At 67.3% G+C, this 15,003-nt stretch carries 17 protein-coding genes and 1 tRNA gene; 7 read left to right on the top strand and 11 right to left on the bottom strand.

Features of this window, described 5'->3' with window-relative positions:
* The 3 genes from dnaQ to DK459_RS19065 all read left to right on the top strand — a co-directional run bounded on the left by dnaQ (position 1) and on the right by DK459_RS19065 (position 1,398).
* A complete protein-coding gene (gene dnaQ, locus DK459_RS19075; protein WP_020925183.1) occupies positions 1-723 on the top strand; it encodes a DNA polymerase III subunit epsilon in 723 nt (240 codons plus the stop codon).
* Between the two features lie 60 nt (positions 724-783).
* A tRNA-Val gene (locus tag DK459_RS19070) sits at positions 784-858 on the top strand.
* Positions 859-1,230: 372 nt separating this feature from the next.
* The gene (locus DK459_RS19065) at positions 1,231-1,398 is read left to right on the top strand and encodes a hypothetical protein (RefSeq protein WP_006388695.1); all 168 of its coding nucleotides are present in this window, start codon (positions 1,231-1,233) and stop codon (positions 1,396-1,398) included.
* 27 nt (positions 1,399-1,425) lie between these two features.
* Here the strand turns inward: DK459_RS19065 and DK459_RS19060 are convergent, their stop codons facing one another.
* The 5 genes from DK459_RS19060 to DK459_RS19040 form a co-directional block, all read right to left on the bottom strand.
* Entirely contained in the window at positions 1,426-1,893 is a 468-nt protein-coding gene (locus DK459_RS19060; protein WP_006388696.1) for a YaiI/YqxD family protein, read from the bottom strand.
* Positions 1,893-2,156 (bottom strand): hypothetical protein, encoded by a 264-nt coding sequence (locus DK459_RS19055; protein WP_006388697.1) that lies wholly within the window; start codon positions 2,154-2,156, stop codon positions 1,893-1,895. Before DK459_RS19055 ends, DK459_RS19060 begins: the two co-directional genes overlap by 1 nt.
* A gap of 42 nt (positions 2,157-2,198) precedes the next feature.
* A complete protein-coding gene (locus tag DK459_RS19050) occupies positions 2,199-3,701 on the bottom strand; it encodes a TAXI family TRAP transporter solute-binding subunit (RefSeq protein ID WP_053496850.1) in 1,503 nt (500 codons plus the stop codon).
* Positions 3,698-4,906 carry a sodium/glutamate symporter gene (gene gltS / locus DK459_RS19045; RefSeq protein WP_006388699.1) on the bottom strand — a complete coding sequence of 403 codons (1,209 nt, stop codon included), beginning with the start codon at positions 4,904-4,906 and terminating at the stop codon, positions 3,698-3,700. The genes DK459_RS19050 and gltS overlap by 4 nt, the downstream gene beginning before the upstream one ends.
* A 148-nt stretch (positions 4,907-5,054) precedes the next feature.
* Positions 5,055-5,558, bottom strand: coding sequence for a GNAT family N-acetyltransferase (locus tag DK459_RS19040; RefSeq protein ID WP_006388700.1), 504 nt, complete (start codon positions 5,556-5,558; stop codon positions 5,055-5,057).
* Positions 5,559-5,826: 268 nt separating this feature from the next.
* Between DK459_RS19040 and DK459_RS19035 the strand changes: the two genes are divergently transcribed.
* The gene (locus DK459_RS19035) at positions 5,827-6,879 is read left to right on the top strand and encodes a glycosyltransferase family 2 protein (protein WP_006388701.1); all 1,053 of its coding nucleotides are present in this window, start codon (positions 5,827-5,829) and stop codon (positions 6,877-6,879) included.
* Entirely contained in the window at positions 6,879-8,468 is a 1,590-nt protein-coding gene (locus tag DK459_RS19030; RefSeq protein ID WP_053496846.1) for a glycosyltransferase family 39 protein, read from the top strand. Before DK459_RS19035 ends, DK459_RS19030 begins: the two co-directional genes overlap by 1 nt.
* On the opposite strand, the gene DK459_RS19025 is transcribed toward DK459_RS19030, so the two are convergent.
* Positions 8,425-8,820 (bottom strand): GtrA family protein, encoded by a 396-nt coding sequence (locus DK459_RS19025; RefSeq protein WP_006388703.1) that lies wholly within the window; start codon positions 8,818-8,820, stop codon positions 8,425-8,427. The genes DK459_RS19030 and DK459_RS19025 overlap by 44 nt on opposite strands.
* Positions 8,821-8,856: 36 nt before the next feature.
* On the opposite strand from DK459_RS19025, the gene DK459_RS19020 reads away from it, so the two are divergent.
* Positions 8,857-9,672, top strand: coding sequence for a ChbG/HpnK family deacetylase (locus tag DK459_RS19020; protein WP_110134977.1), 816 nt, complete (start codon positions 8,857-8,859; stop codon positions 9,670-9,672).
* A 51-nt stretch (positions 9,673-9,723) separates the two neighbouring features.
* Here DK459_RS19020 and DK459_RS19015 read toward each other — a convergent pair whose 3' ends face one another.
* Positions 9,724-10,587 (bottom strand): LysR family transcriptional regulator, encoded by an 864-nt coding sequence (locus DK459_RS19015; RefSeq protein ID WP_035183741.1) that lies wholly within the window; start codon positions 10,585-10,587, stop codon positions 9,724-9,726.
* Positions 10,588-10,698: 111 nt separating this feature from the next.
* Between DK459_RS19015 and DK459_RS19010 the strand changes: the two genes are divergently transcribed.
* On the top strand, positions 10,699-11,184 hold the full coding sequence (locus tag DK459_RS19010) for a multidrug/biocide efflux PACE transporter (RefSeq protein WP_006388706.1): 486 nt from the start codon (positions 10,699-10,701) through the stop codon (positions 11,182-11,184).
* On the opposite strand, the gene DK459_RS19005 is transcribed toward DK459_RS19010, so the two are convergent.
* The 4 genes from DK459_RS19005 to DK459_RS18990 all read right to left on the bottom strand — a co-directional run bounded on the left by DK459_RS19005 (position 11,159) and on the right by DK459_RS18990 (position 14,996).
* The gene (locus tag DK459_RS19005; protein ID WP_006388708.1) at positions 11,159-11,809 is read right to left on the bottom strand and encodes a GntR family transcriptional regulator; all 651 of its coding nucleotides are present in this window, start codon (positions 11,807-11,809) and stop codon (positions 11,159-11,161) included. The genes DK459_RS19010 and DK459_RS19005 overlap by 26 nt on opposite strands.
* The gene (locus tag DK459_RS19000; protein WP_006388710.1) at positions 11,809-12,774 is read right to left on the bottom strand and encodes a branched-chain amino acid ABC transporter permease; all 966 of its coding nucleotides are present in this window, start codon (positions 12,772-12,774) and stop codon (positions 11,809-11,811) included. The genes DK459_RS19005 and DK459_RS19000 overlap by 1 nt, the downstream gene beginning before the upstream one ends.
* Before the next feature lies 1 nt (position 12,775).
* On the bottom strand, positions 12,776-13,678 hold the full coding sequence (locus tag DK459_RS18995; RefSeq protein WP_006388713.1) for a branched-chain amino acid ABC transporter permease: 903 nt from the start codon (positions 13,676-13,678) through the stop codon (positions 12,776-12,778).
* Between the two features lie 112 nt (positions 13,679-13,790).
* Entirely contained in the window at positions 13,791-14,996 is a 1,206-nt protein-coding gene (locus DK459_RS18990) for an ABC transporter substrate-binding protein (protein WP_054448766.1), read from the bottom strand.
* Between the last annotated feature and the right edge of the window lie 7 nt (positions 14,997-15,003).

The raw sequence follows: 15,003 nt of genomic DNA, 5'->3' as shown, positions 1-15,003 counted from the left end.
ATGCGCCAGATCATCTTTGACACTGAAACCACCGGGCTGGATCCCGCCCAGGGACACCGCATCGTCGAAATCGGCTGCGTCGAACTGGTCAACCGGATGGCCACCGGCAACAACCTGCACATCTACCTGAACCCGGACCGCGACAGCGACCCCGAGGCGCTGGCGGTGCACGGCCTGACCACCGAGTTCCTGTCCGACAAGCCGCGCTTTGCGGAAGTGGCCGACGAGTTCGTCAAGTTCATCCAGGGCGCCGAGCTGATCGCGCACAACGCGGCGTTCGACGTGAAGTTCTTCAACGCCGAGCTGGCCAAGACCGGCCGCGGCCCGATCACCGAATACTGCGCGACGGTCACCGATTCGCTGTTGCACGCGCGTTCGCTGTTCCCGGGCAAGCGCAACTCGCTGGACGCGCTGTGCGACCGCTTCGGCATCTCCAACGCGCACCGCACGCTGCACGGCGCGTTGCTCGACTCGCAACTGCTGGCGGAAGTCTGGCTGGCCATGACCCGCGGCCAGGATGCGCTGCTGATCGATGTCGACGACAACGACTCGGGCGCGGGCGGCGGCGTGGTGCTGGCCAGGTTCGACGCCTCCGGCCTGCCGGTGGTGAAGGCCAGCGAAGCCGAACTGGCCGAGCACGAAACCTACCTGGCGGCGCTGGACAAGTCGGTTGGCGGCGAATGCGTGTGGCGCAAGCTGGACGCGCCGGTGGCGGCCGCTTGAAGTTTTTTCGAGGCGACTTGCACACTTTCAAAAAAGCGTGCTAATATTTCGCCTCTTTCGGGGTGGTTAGCTCAGTGGTAGAGCACTGCCTTCACACGGCAGGGGTCACTGGTTCGAACCCAGTACTACCCACCAAAGACCCTCGAAGAGCGCCGTCAGGCTGAAAAGCCGGCAGTCGCGACTCGAGACCGGTGCAAGCGCTTTGCGCAAGCGAAGACGCAAACCCGAGCGACAATGAAGCCAACCTTAGCCGGTTGGCTTTTTTGTTTTGCGCGCGGCCTTGATATGCCGCAAGCGCGACCGCCGGATTTGCGCGCCATCGTGCCCCGGGTTGTCTATGATGAAATCTGAAGTCGCAATTTCGGCCCAAAGCTCGGTCCAAAGCTCGACCCTAAGCTCGACCCAAAGCGCGTGGCCGGGCCGCGGCAACCGGATGTGGATGCAAAAGCAAGAGCAAAGGCAAACGCAGACTGAGACGCGAAACGCGTCGTTTACCGGGAGACCTTCATGCACCCCAGCACCAACACCATGTTGATCATCATCGTCACGGGCGTGGCGCTCATGCTGCTCGGGTTTGGGCTGCGGGATCGCAACATCGGCATGGGGCTGATGGGCATCGGCCTTATCACGGCCATCGGCACCATCATCTACAAGGCGTACATCACGTTCTATTGACGCGGCCGGGCGCATTGCCCGCGTCGTTCAGGCCTTGGGCGCGGCCAGCCGCGCCGCGCGCGCCAGCAGGGTGTCGAGCTGGTTGGCGAAGGCCTTGCGGTCGGATTGGCTGAACGAAGACGGTCCGCCCGTGTCCACGCCGCTCGCGCGCAATTCCTCCATCATGTCCCGCAGCGCCAGCCGTTCACGGATGGTCTCGGGCGAATAGCGTTCGCCGCGCGGGTTCAGCGCCATGGCGCCTTTTTCCAGCACCTGCGCCGCCAGCGGGATGTCGCCGGTGATCACCAGGTCGCCGGCCACCGCGCGTTCGGCGATGTGAGCGTCGGCCACGTCGAAGCCGCGCGGCACCTGCACCGCCCGGATCAGTGGCGAAGGCGGCGTATGCAGCGCCTGGTTCGCCACCAGGGTCACCGGCACCTGCCAGCGCTGCGCGGCGCGGAACAGGATGTCCTTGATGACCCCGGGGCAGGCGTCGGCGTCGACCCAGATATGCATCAGCCGAGGGCCTTCTGCAAGGCTTCGGCGATGATGTCGTTGGTGCTCAGGCCGCGTTCGGCGGCGGCCGCGCGCAGCTGGTCCGCCTGCGCCTGCGACAGCTTCAGCGGAAACGGCACCAGGCCGGCGGCCTGGTCGAGCTTGCGCTGCTCGCGGCGGTCGGGCACTTGCGAGGCGGCGCCGAAGCGGTCGGGCGTGCCGGCTTGCTTGAGTTGGCCGGCCAGTTTCAGCGCCTGGTTCTTCTGCAGATCGAATTTGTTCATGAATATTCCTGATTGGGAGCGCCATCATAAGCGCAAGCGCGGTCAGCGGGGTTTTGCGTTCTCCAGCGCGGCCAGGCCTTCCTCGGCGCCGTCGTGCAACGGCACGGTCAGGCCACGCCGGGCGTTGGCGATGTTGACCTGGGCGCCCTGGGCCGAGCCGGCGGCCAGCAGGTCCTGGCCGGTCTGGTAGACCGCCCGCACCACCTGCAGGGCCTCATCGCGCGTCAGGTCGGACGTGGTCAGCAGCAGCGCCGCGGTGCCGATGGTGGCGACCGGTTCCGATTGGTTCGGATAGGTGCCCGCCGCGATTTCCAGGGGCATCAGCGCGTTGTCCTGGGCGGCCAGCGTCTTGACCGCGGCCGGATCGAGCGGCAGCAGTTTCAGGTGGGCCTGCGTCAGGGCGTCGCGCAGGGGCGTGGCGGGAATGCCGATCACCTGCGCCGCGGCGTCGATCAGGCCGGCATTGAGCGCCGGCAGCGAAGCCGTGAAGGGCGTGGGAACCGCCTCGTAGTCGCGTCCAGGCTGCAGCCCATGCGCCGCCAGCACCGCTTCCAGCGTGGCCCGCACCGCCGAACCCTGCGCGCCGAGCGCGATCTTCTTGCCCTTGAGGTCGCGCACGCCGCGCAGCTTGGCGTCGTCGCGCACGACGATATGCACCATTTCGGGATAGAGGCTGCCCAGCGCCCGCAGGCCGGCGAACGGCCCTTGCGACGCGAACGGACCGCGGCCCTCGTACGCCAGCTTGGCGGTATCGCCCTGGGCCAGCCCGACCACGGCGTCGCCGCTGCGCAGCAGGGCGATGTTCTCGGCGCCGCCGCCGGTGATCAGCGGCGTGACGCGGATCTGGCGCGCCTGGCCCACCGCGCCCAGCGCGCGCGCGAAGGTGACGTACTCGCCCCGGTCCGGTCCGCCGGCCAGCGGATAGCCCTGCTGCATGCGCGCCAGCCGGCCATTGATGCGGGCGACCGAGCGTTCCAGTTCCTGTTGCACCACGTGCTGCGCGGTGCTGGAGGCGCTGTAGGCAACCGAATGGGTGATCTGGTCGAGCGTGTCCAGCAGCCGCTGCGTCACGGGCGGCGGCGCGCCGGTGTCCAATGAGGGCGCCTCGGCGGCCTTGAAGCCGGCGGGGGTCACCAGCGTCCAGCCTTCGCCTTCCTTGCGGTAGATGGCGCTGGCATGCGCCACGATCTGGTCGCCGGCCTGGTTGCCGCTGGATTTCACGCCGCTGATGCTGCGCGGGCCCGCGCCCAGCAGCGTTACCAGGGCGGCGGCGCCGGGTTGGTCCCAGGCGCCGAGCGCGATGTCGCGGGTCACTTCCAGCCGCAGGTCGTAATAGACCACGCGGCGGGTTTCGCCTGCCGGAGCGCTGCTGTCGGTGGCGGAGCCCATTCTCTTGAGCTGGTCGATGCGGAACAGGCCCGCGCCGTAGGTGGCGGCCAGGCCGCGTTCGACGTCGGCGCGCAGCGCGTCGGTATCGGGCGCGCGGCCGCAGGCGGCCAGGAGCAGGCACAGGGCCATAAGGAGGATGCGCTTGAGCATGGTCACATTCCTCCCACGAACGGCAGCGAGATCAACGAGGTCAGCACGATCACGTTGAGGATGTCCACCAGGAATGCGCCGGTCACCGGCACCACGATGAAGGCTTGCGGCGCGGGGCCATGGCGCCGCGTCAGCGCCTGCATGTTGGCGATGGCGGTGGCGGTGGCGCCCAGCGAGAAGCCGCAGAAGGCGGCCGACATGATGGCGGCCTCGTAGTCGCTCTTGAGCAGGCGGAACACCACCCAGGCCGAATACAGCGCGCAGAACAGCGTCTGCACCGCCAGGATCAGCGCCAGGGGCCCGGCCAGGCGCGCCACGCTGGTCAGGTCCAGCGTCATCATGGTCATGGCCAGGAACAGCGACAGGGTGATGGTGCCGATGATCTCGGTGGCGCGGTCGTCCAGTTTCAGGCCCAGACGTTCGCCGCCATTGCGGATCAGCACGCCGGTCGCCAGGCACCAGAGGAAGTTGGGCAGGCTCACCGGCGCGCCTTCCACCAGCGTGGCCAGGTAGCCGCCCGCCACCAGGCAGACGAAGGCGGCGGTCATCGAGGTGATGAACGAGGCGGCCGTCGACGGCGCCTGCGCTTCGCTCAGGTCCGGCGCCTCGTGGCCCGCCGCCGATTGGCGATCCAGGCTGCCGGCCAGCTTGTGGCGGCGCATCAGCCATTCCGCCACGGGGCCGCCGACCACGCCGCCCAGCACCAATCCTATCGTCGCCGCGGTCATGGCCAGCGCCATCACGTCCTGGATATTGTTGACGTCCGCAAAGCGGGTGGCGTAGGCCGCGCCCGTGCCGTGGCCGCCGACCAGCGTGATGGTGCCGCCCAGCAGCCCCATCAGCGGATGCATGTCCAGCAGCCAGGCCATGCCCAGCCCGACTGCGTTCTGCAGCACCAGGAACGGGATCAGCGCCAGCAGGAAGGCGATCAGCCGCGGGCCGCCCTTGGCCAGCAGTTTCAGGTTCGCCGTCAGGCCGATGCAACCGAAGAACAGCAGCAACAGGGTCGGCTTGATGCTGGTTTCCAGGGAAACGGCATGGCCGCCCCAGGTCGACAGCGCATAGGCGCCGATCGCGAACAGCAGGCCGCCGACGATCGGGTCCGGAATGCTGTAGCGCGCCAGCACGCCGATGCGGGTGGTCAGGACGCGGCCGATGGCCAGCACCAGGCAGCAGGCCAGCAGGGATTGGACGGGCGAGAGTGAAATCATGGAAACCTTCGCGCCCGCGGGCGCAGCGAAGTCAGGCTGTGGAAACCGTTGCCGCCATGTCTTTCCGGGATTGCGTTCCCATCTTAACGGGACGCCGGCGGCGCGGCATGCGCGCGGCAACGAACGAAGGCGGGGCGTGCCGCGCCGGTCAGAGCGGAAAGGCGCGCGCCATGTAGCTGGCCTGGGGCCCGTAGCCCTCGAGTTTGTCGGCCAGTTCGCGGCCGCCGGCCGGGACGGGCGCGTAGCCATGCCGCGTCCAATAACCGACCGCCGAACCCAGCGACACCAGGCTGGCGCGTTGCAACCCGGTTTGCGCGGCATGGCCGGCGGCCGTGCGCAACAGCGCCTGTCCCACGCCCAGCCCCTGGGCCGAGGGCGCCACCGCGCAATCGTGCAGGAACCAGTGGTCCGGACGCTCGGGCAGGGCGGCAAGCGGAGCGTCCAGCGTGGGCGGCAGGCCGGCGTCCCACGGGTACGACACCAGATAGCCGAGCAGGTGCGGGGAATCCGGCATCGTGTCGGCCTGCGCCACCCAGCAATGGGCTGGCGCCAGCGTCAGCCGGTTCAGGAAGAAATCAGCGCTCTCCAGCAGGAAACCCGGATAGGCGCCGGCCTGGATTGCCAGGATGCCGTCCATGTCGCCGGCCAGCATGGGGCGGACTCGATATTGCATAACCACCTTTGAAAACAAGAGCTTCGCGCATTTTACCGATGCCGCGGCCGGGGCCGCTTTACGCCCTTTCACAAATCGGGGACAGAGGTTTACGGAGCCTAAACGGCGCTTCATACATTTGGCTGCATGCCTGCCTAGAATCGCCTCGATTGCGACGAGTCCGATACCGGAAGCATTTCATGAAAATTCGACGAGGGCTTGCGCATACTGCCCGGCATAACGTCCCGCATTCCAGTTCCAGAACCTTATGCACATTCAATTCCGGTCCGAGCCCATGGGGCAGCAAGTCCTGGCCAAAGCGCTTCCCGTGGAAGCGATCTGGCGCACGGCCGCTGCCAACGTGCCTTACGACGCCTGCGTCACCTGCGTCATTCCCTGCCTGAATGAATGCGAGAACCTGCGCGTGCTGTTGCCGTTGCTGCGCAGCCGGCTGGCGGCCCTGTGCACCGGCTGGGAAATCATCGTGGCCGACGACGGCAGCACCGACGGCACCGAGGCCCTGATGGCTGAATGGACCCAATACGATGGCTTCCGCTACGTGCAGCTGTCGCGCAATTTCGGCAAGGAGGCCGCGCTCAGCGCCGGCCTGGAAAGCGCCACGGGCGACGCCATCATCTGCCTGGACGCCGACATGCAGCATCCGCCGGCCCTGATCGAGCAGATGCTGGCGCGCTGGGCCGCCGGCGCCGAAATGGTCTATGCCGTGCGCGAGACCCGCGCCGACGAATCCTGGCTCAAGCGCACCGGCGCCCGCTGGTTCTACAAGTTGCTCAGCGGCGCCCGCGGTGTCGAGGTGCCGGCCCACGCCGGCGACTTCCGTCTCATGAGCCGCAACGTGGTGGACGCGCTGAACGCGCTGCCCGAGCGCACCCGTTTCATGAAAGGCCTGTACGCCTGGGTCGGTTTCAAGGGTGAAGCGCTGCCCTATACGCCCGACGAGCGCATGCATGGCGACAGCCGTTTCGGGGGCATGCGACTGGCGCGCCTCGCGCTGGATGGATTGACGGCGTTCACGACCTGGCCGCTGCGCCTGGTCAGCCTGGTGGGCGTGCTGTTCGCGGTGCTGGCAATGGCCTATGCGAGCTATCTCGTGATCGATTACCTGGTCTCCGGCAATGCCGTGTCGGGCTGGACCACCATCGTGACGGCCGTGCTGTTCTTCGCCGGCGTCAACCTGATCTCGCTTGGCGTGGTGGGCGAGTACGTGTCGCGCATCTTCGACGAGGTCAAGGGACGGCCGTTGTTCGTGGTGCGCCGCCGCCAGGGGCGAGCCTCCCATTCCGACAAGGTCGCATCCTGATGGCCGCCGCGATGCAACGGCCGGCGCGTTCCGATTGGATCCCGCCGGCGGGATGGTTCCTGCTCGCGGTCGGCGTCTGGCTGGCGTTCCTGGCCTGGGTGCGGCCGCTGACGCTGCCTGACGAAGGCCGCTATGCCGGTGTCGCCTGGGACATGCTGCGCAGCGGTTCGCACGCCGTGCCGTTGCTCGACGGCATGCCTTATTTCCACAAGCCGCCGCTGTATTACTGGTTGACCGAACTGTCGTTCACGGTGTTCGGCGTGCATCCCTGGGCCGCGCGCCTGCCGTCGCTGCTGGCGGCATGGGCCGCCGCCGCCGCGCTGTATGGTTTCCTGCGGCGCTATCGCGATGCCGCCACCGCGACGCTGACCGTGTTGGCGCTGGCGACCCTGCCTTTCTTCTACGGCGGCGCGCAGTTCGCCAATCTCGACATGCTGGTGGCCGGCATGATCACCCTGTGCGTGCTGGCCGCGGCCGACACCGTGCTGCGCCTGGAGCGCGGCCAGGCCTATCGGTGGATGTCGCTCGCCGCCGCCGCGCTGGCGGCCCTGGCGGTGCTGGCCAAGGGGCTGATCGGTCTGGTTCTGCCCGGCGCCATCCTCTTCATCTGGCTGGTCTGGGGGCGCCGCTGGCGCGCGCTCGGGGCGCTGTTGTGGCCGCCCGCGCTGCTGGTGTTCGCGGCGGTCGCCATGCCGTGGTTCGTCCTGATGCAGGTCCGCTATCCGGGCTTCTACGACTATTTCTTCGTCTACCAGCATTTTCAGCGCTTCGCCGCCACCGGTTTCAACAACGCCCAGCCGTTCTGGTTCTACCTGCCGGTGGTGGTGGGACTGAGCCTGCCCTGGTCGCTGTGGGGCGGCGGCATCCTGCGCAAGGCGTTCTGGGCGGCGGGGCCGCAGCGCGATCTGCGGCGCCTGGCGCTGGTATGGTTCGTGGTGGTGGTGGGGTTCTTTTCACTGCCGAATTCCAAGCTGGTGGGCTATGTGTTGCCGGCGGTGCCGCCGCTTGCCTTCCTGCTGGTCGAAGTGATCGTGGCCGCGAGCCGCGACAAGGCCGACGCCCTGGCGCCGCGCCTGGTGCGCGTCTGCGCCGGGGTTGGCGCCGCGATCTGCGTGTTGGCCATCGGCATCGCCGCCCATTCGGCCCGCGGCAGCGCGGGCCCGCTGGCCGCGACGATCCGTCCGCTGGCCAAGCCCGGCGATACCTATGTGTCGCTGCACACCTATCCGTTCGACCTGGCGCTGTACGCCCAGGCGCCCAGGCCAACCTGGGTGGTGGACGACTGGCTCAATCCGGAAGTGCCGGTGCGCGACAACTGGCGCAAGGAACTCTACGACGCGGCCAGGTTCGAGCCCGAGGTGGGCAGGCAAGTGTTGATCAGTCCGCAGGAATTCCAGTCCCGCCTGTGCGCGGCGCCCGAAGGCGCGCGCTACTGGGTCTGGGGCACACGGTCGGACGCGGGCGCCTATCGGGCGTTGGCGGGCCTGGAGCCGGTCGCGAACAGCGTGAAATACGTGATCTGGCAGGTCGTGTCGGATGCCGCCTTCAAGCAGCGGGTCTGTGGCGGAACGCCCACAGCCGGCTCGTGATGAAGGTGGCCACCGCCAGCGCAATCAGGATCAGGGCCAGCAGCACGTCATAGGGAACCGACGTTACCCGCAGCAACCAGGCGTAAGCGGATTCATTGATGATGAAGCCGACGGCTGAAATGAAGAAGAAACGGCGTACTGCTATGGTCCAGGGTGTTTTCGAATGTCTGAACGTAAGCCGGTAGTGTCCGCTGAAGGAAACGACGAACGCCACCAGCCAGCCGAGCAGGTTGGCCAAGAGCGGAGCGGCGCCCAGGCCTTCGACGCAGGCGACCGCGACGCCCCAGTGGGTGGCGGCCGCTGCGCATCCGACGGCGATGAACAGGCTGACTTGTTGAAGCAGGGCGCGCATGTGGGGCGTGTCGAAGAAAGAAAGCGAGGTGAGAACTTGACCAAGCGCATCGTGGTTTGCGGTGATGATTTTGGCATGAATGCCGATATCGATGAAGGCATGATCGCGTTGGCGGGCATGCGTCGGCTGAGCGCCATCAGCTGCCTGTCGTTGGGCCCGACCTTCGTCGCCAACGCGCCGCGGCTGGCGTTGATGGACGCCGATCTCGGCCTGCATGTGAATCTGACCGAACGCCTGGGCGATGGCGATGCGGACCTGCCGTCTTTGTCCCGGCTGATCCTGCGGGCCTACACCGGCCGGCTGGACGCCGCCTGGGTCGACCTGCTCCTGGCGCGCCAGTTCGACGCCTTCGAGGCCACATTCGGACGCGCGCCGGATTACGTGGACGGGCATCAGCACGTGCACCAGTTGCCGGTGGTGCGTGATCGCCTGCTGCTGGCGCTCAAGCAGCGCTATGGCGCGCACCGGCCCTGGCTGCGCCAGACCGCGCCGGGCATGCTTTGCGGCATTCCCCTCAAGGAATCGATCAAGGCTCGCATCATCGGCGCGCTGGGCGCGGCGGAACTGGGCCGCCGGGCTGACCGCGAGGGTCTGCGCACCAACCGCCGGTTGCTGGGAGTGTATGGCTTCGACGGAGGCCGCCGGCGCTACGCCGACCTGCTGCAGAACTGGCTGTTCAACGCGCGCGATGGCGACCTGTTGATGTGCCACCCGGCCAAGGATGCCCGGGGCGGCAGCGCCATGGCGCGCCAGCGCCGTGCCGAATACGACGTGCTGGCCTGCCCCAAGCTGGGCGACTGGATGCTCGCCAACGGCGTGCGCATCTCGCGCCTGCCCTCGGGGGCGCGCTAGCGCCCTGGTAGTTGGCTGCGCCTGCGAGGCGCCTTTCAGCGTAAACAGGCCCTAGGCCCGCGTCAGGCTTTGCAGCAGCCACGCGCCGGCCGGCCCCAGCGGACGGCGCGTCGACCACACCGCGTCGACCCGGATCTGGCGCGGCCAGCCCGGCACCGCCAGTTCCACCAGCTGTCCGCGCCCGAAACGGTGCAGCATCCAGCGCGGCAACTCCGCCCAGCCGAATCCCAGCGTGGCCATTTCCAGCAACATCAGATAGCCCGGCGCCGACCAGGTGGACTGCGATGGCGCGGGGGCCTTGTCGTCCAGCTCGTAGGTGCTCAGGCGCAATTCACGTTCGGTCTTCAGGTGGTCCTTGGTCACCCCGGACAAGGTCGCCAGTGGATGGCCGCGGCCCACGCACAGCACGATTTCCGAGGCCTCGCGCAGCGTCGCGTGAGCCATGTCGGGCGGGTAGTTTTCCTGCGCCGCCATCAGCCCCAGGTGGGCGCGGCCCTGCTGCACCAGCGCCACCACGTCCTCGTATTCCGCGATCAGGCATTCGAAGCGCAACGCCGGATAGCGCTGGTCGATCTGGCTGAGCATGTTCTCAAAGGTTTCGGACTGAAACGTATCCGACAGCACCACGGTCAGGCGCGGCTCCAGCCCCGCCGACAGCTGGCTGGCGCTGCGGTTCAGGCGGTCGTTGGCCGCCAGCACCTGCAGGGCCTGGCCCAGCAGCACCTGGCCGGCCTCGGTCAAGGCCGGCTGGCGCTGGCTGCGGTCGAACAGCGTCACGTTCAGGTCGACCTCCAAATTGGCGATGGTCTCGCTGACAGTGGACTGGCTCTTGCCCAGCTTGCGGGCCGCCGCCGAAAACGTGCCCTCGGCGGCCACCTGGGCGAAGGTGGCCAGGGACTCCAGGGAGTGGCGCATGGCGGCGGGCGTTTTCATTATCGGTTTTTCCGATGGATATCATCTTTATCGTACCGGAAATATCGTCGAAAATCCCTCGGTCACTGAAACAAACGACCTCAGAGGTGGGTCATGACGCAAGCCAAGAAAACCATCAAAGAGCGCTTCATCCACGCTTTCCTGTTCGAAATCCTCGCCATCGGCCTGTGCGCGCCGGTGGCCGCCTGGGCCATGGGCAAGTCGCTGTTCGAAATGGGCGTGCTGACCGCCGTGATCGCCTGGATCGCGCTGGTCTGGAACATGATCTACAACGCCGGCTTCGACCGCCTGGAGAACCGCCTGGGCATCACCCGCAACCTGCGCGTGCGCGTGATCCACGCGTTCGGCTTCGAACTGGGGCTGATCCTCATCGTGATCCCGCTGGCCGCCTGGTGGCTGAACATCAGCCTGTGGCAGGCCTTCGTGCTGGACATCGCGCTGGTGCTGTTCTACCTGCCGTACGCCTTCTTCTACAACCTGGCGTACGACCGCGCCCGTCCGCGCGTCATGGCGTGGCTGGCGCGCGGCGCCAAGGACGCCGCGCCGGCTCCCGCTACGCGTCAATCACCTTGCGCGTAAACATCTCAAGGTAGTCCATCAGCGAATCCGCGCCCCGGATGGCCGCCGCTTCGTCGCCCGTGGCGATGCCGGCGGCCATGGCCATGTGGCGGCGCGCGCCCTCGGCGATGTCGCCCTCGTGCTGGTAGGCGTACCAGAAGCGCCGGCACTGGATGATCAGCGGTTCCACCGCGTTCACCGCCGACACGTTGCGACAGGCGCTGTGGCAGACGTGGTCGAGCAACTGGTCGGCCTGCATGTAGTCGTCCAGGTTGCCGCCCTCGGCCGCGCGCACCATCTGCGCAGCGCATTCGACGATCTGGGCGCGTTGCGCCGGCGTGGCGCGGCGCGCGGCGCTGGCGGCGATCAACTGCTCCAGCGCCCGGCGGGTCTGGATCAGGTCCATGTGGTCGGCCAGCTGGATCATCGAGACCCGCAGGCCGCGTCGCGGCTCCTGGCGGATCAGCCCGGCCGCCACCATGCGCAGCAAGGCTTCGCGCAGCGGGGTGCGGCCCAGGCCGGTCTTTTCGACCAGATCCGCCTCCACGACCGCGCTGCCCGGCTGCAATTGCAGGGTGGCGATCATGCTTTCGATCTGGTCATAGGCGACGTCGGCCGCGCGCCGTTTGGGTTCTGCTCCTGCCATCAACGGTTGTTTTCCTTCGTTTTGCGCCACTGCGTGTAGGCCAGCCATTCGCCGACGAACCCGCGCCGGAAGAACGACACGCACAACACGAAAATCAACCCGATGACGATGGTGACGACATCGCCCAGGGTGGCCAGGTAGTTCTGCAGGCTGACGACCAGCGTGGCGCCCACCACGGGGCCCCACACGGTGCCGATCCCGCCCAGCAGCGTCATCAGCAGGACTTCGGTGGAGGTGGCCAGCGACACGTCGTTCAGCGCCACCAGCTGCAGCACCAGCGCCTTGAGCGAACCGGCCAGGCCGGCCACCGAGGCCGACAGCACGAACGCCAGCAGCTTGCACCGATCCGTATCGTACCCCAGCGAAATCGCCCGCGGCGCGTTGTCGCGGATGGTCTTGAGCACCTGCCCGAAGGGCGAATGGATGACCCGGTAGACGAACAGGAACCCCAGCACGAACACGCCCAGCGCGAAGTAATACATGTTGGTGTCGGCGCTCAGGTCGACCAGGCCCAGGAACTTGCCGCGCGGAATGCCCTGCATGCCGTCCTCGCCGCGCGTCCAGCCAACCTGCACCGCCATGAAATACGCCACCTGCGACAAGGCCAGCGTGATCATCGCGAAATAGATGCCGGTGCGGCGGATCGCCAGCCAGCCAATCGCGTAACCGATGGCGGCGGCCATGGCCACGCCGCACAGCATGGCCAGTTCCGGCGGCAGGCCGGCCGCGCCGTACAGGATCATCATCTCGCCAGCGGCATAGCCGGCCCAGCCGAAGAAGGCGGCGTGGCCGAACGACACCAGGCCGGTGAAGCCGGTCAGCAGGTTGAAGGCCAGCGCGAACAGCGCGAAGCACAGCACCTTCATGACGAAGACCGGATAGACAATCTGCGGGAACCACGGAACCAGCAGCGCCGGCACCAGCAGCAGCGCCAGGATGCGGATGGAAAGAGGAAAGCGCGACACCTTATTTCTCCTTGCCGAACAGGCCCGCGGGGCGCGTCAGCAGCACCACCGCCATCACGATGAACACGACCACGGTGGACGCTTCGGGGTAGAACACCTTGGCCAGGCCCTCCAGCAGGCCCAGCGCCAGGCCGGTGACGATGGCGCCCATGATCGAGCCGAGGCCGCCGATCACCACCACCGCGAACACGATATTGAGCAGGTTGGAGCCCATCAGCGGGTTGATCTGCATGACGGGCGCGGCCAGCACGCCGGCCACGCCGGCCAGCGCCACGCCGAAGCCGTAGGTCAGGGTGATCATCACCGGCACGTTGACGCCGAAGGCCTGCAGCAGCCGGGCGTTCTCGGTGCCGGCGCGCAGCAGCGCGCCCAGGCGGGTGCGCTCGAACAGGTACCAGGTCAGCAGGCACAGCAGCAGCGAAGCCACAACCACGAAGGCGCGGTACGCCGGCAGGAACATGAAGCCCAGGTCGAAGCCGCCCTGCAGGATCTCGGGCGGCTCGTAGCCCACGCCGGATATGCCGTAGAAGTAGCGGAATCCGCCTTCCATCATCAGCGCGATGCCAAAGGTCAGCAGCAGGCCGTACAGGTGGTCCAGGTGGTAGAGCCGCTTGAGCAGTGTCTTCTCGATGACCACTCCGACCGCGCCGACAATCAACGGCGCCAGCACCAGGGCCGCCCAGAAGTTGATCTGCGCGCCCGGGCCCAGCAGTTGCGGCAGCTGGGTGAAGCCGATCCACGCCAGAAATGCCGCCATCATGAATTGGGCGCCGTGGGTGAAATTGACGATGTTGAGCAGGCCGAAGATGATGGCCAGCCCCATGCTGAGGATGGCGTAGAAGCAGCCGTTGATCAGCCCCACCAGCAGTTGGGCGAGCAGGGCGGGAAGCGAGATGTCGAACATAGTGGGCGGCGATCGGACACGGGACGCGTCGGTTTGCGGGAGGCGCGCGTTGCCGCGCGCCGCGGGCGGATCGAACCGGCGCCGGGCGCAAGCCGCCCGGCGCCAGCGGGCGTCAGGACTTGTTCAGCGCGCAGGCGGCCTGCGGTTTGGGGAAGACCTCGTCGCCCTTGAGCACCGACTTCACGTGGTAGTAGTCCCACGGCGCCTTGGACTCGGCCGGCGCCTTCACCTGCAACAGCAGCATGTCGTGCACCAGCGCGCCGTCCGCGCGCAGCTTGCCGTTGCGGATCACGGCGTCGTTGATGGTCATCTCGCGCAGCTTGGCCATGACCGCCGGCGCCTCGTCGGTGCCGGCCGCCTCGATCGCCTTCAGGTACGACAGCGTGGCCGAGTAGACGCCGGCCTGCGATGCCGTCGGCATCTTTTTGGTCTTCTCGAAGAACTTCCTGGCCCAGGCGCGCGAGGCTTCGTCGTAGTCCCAGTAGAACGCTTCGGTCAGGTACATGCCCTGCGCCTTGGCCAGGCCCATGCTGTGCACGTCCGAGATGTAGGTCAGCAGCGGCGCTACGATCTGCTTCTTGGTGATGCCGAACTCATTGGCCTGCTTGACCGCGTTGACGGTGTCGTTGCCGGCGTTGGCCAGGGCGATCACGTCGGCCTTGGAGGCCTGCGCCTTCAGCAGGAACGACGAGAAGTCGTTGCCGGGGAAGGGGTGGCGCGAGACACCGGCCACGCTGCCGCCGTTTTCCTGGATCACTTCGGTGGCGTCCTTTTCCAGCGAGTGGCCGAAGGTGTAGTCGGCGGTGATGAAGTACCAGGTCTTCTTGCCCTCCTTGACCAGCGCGCGCGCCGTGCCGGCCGCCAGCGCATAGGTGTTGGTGGTCCACTGCGCGTTCAGCGGCGAGCACTTCTCGCCCAGGATCGCGGTCGACAGGCCGGCGGACGGCATGGTCACGCGGTTCTTCTGGCGCGCGATTTCCATCACGGCCAGCGCGGTCGACGCGGTGGGGAAGTCGGTGATCATGTCGACCTTGCCCTGGTCGAACCATTCGCGCGCCAGGTTGGCGGCGACGTCGGGCTTGTTCTGGTGGTCGGCGGCCACCACCTCGACCGGCTTGCCCAGCACCTTGTTGCCCATTTCCTCGGCCGCCATGCGCGCCGCGACCACCGAGCCGTTGCCGGCCAGGTCGGAATAGACGCCCGACAGGTCGGTCAGCACGCCGACCTTGACGATGCCGTCGCTGATGCCGGCCTCGGCGTGGGCGACGCCCGCCAGGCCAATGGCGCACAGCGCCGCTGCGATTCGATTCAATTTCATCTGACTA

Source organism: Achromobacter sp. RW408 (genome assembly GCF_003184165.1).
Classification (GTDB): Bacteria; Pseudomonadota; Gammaproteobacteria; order Burkholderiales; family Burkholderiaceae_B; genus Achromobacter; species Achromobacter xylosoxidans.
Note: the sequence above shows the minus strand (reverse complement) of the source record. Positions and strands in the feature narration are given on the sequence as shown.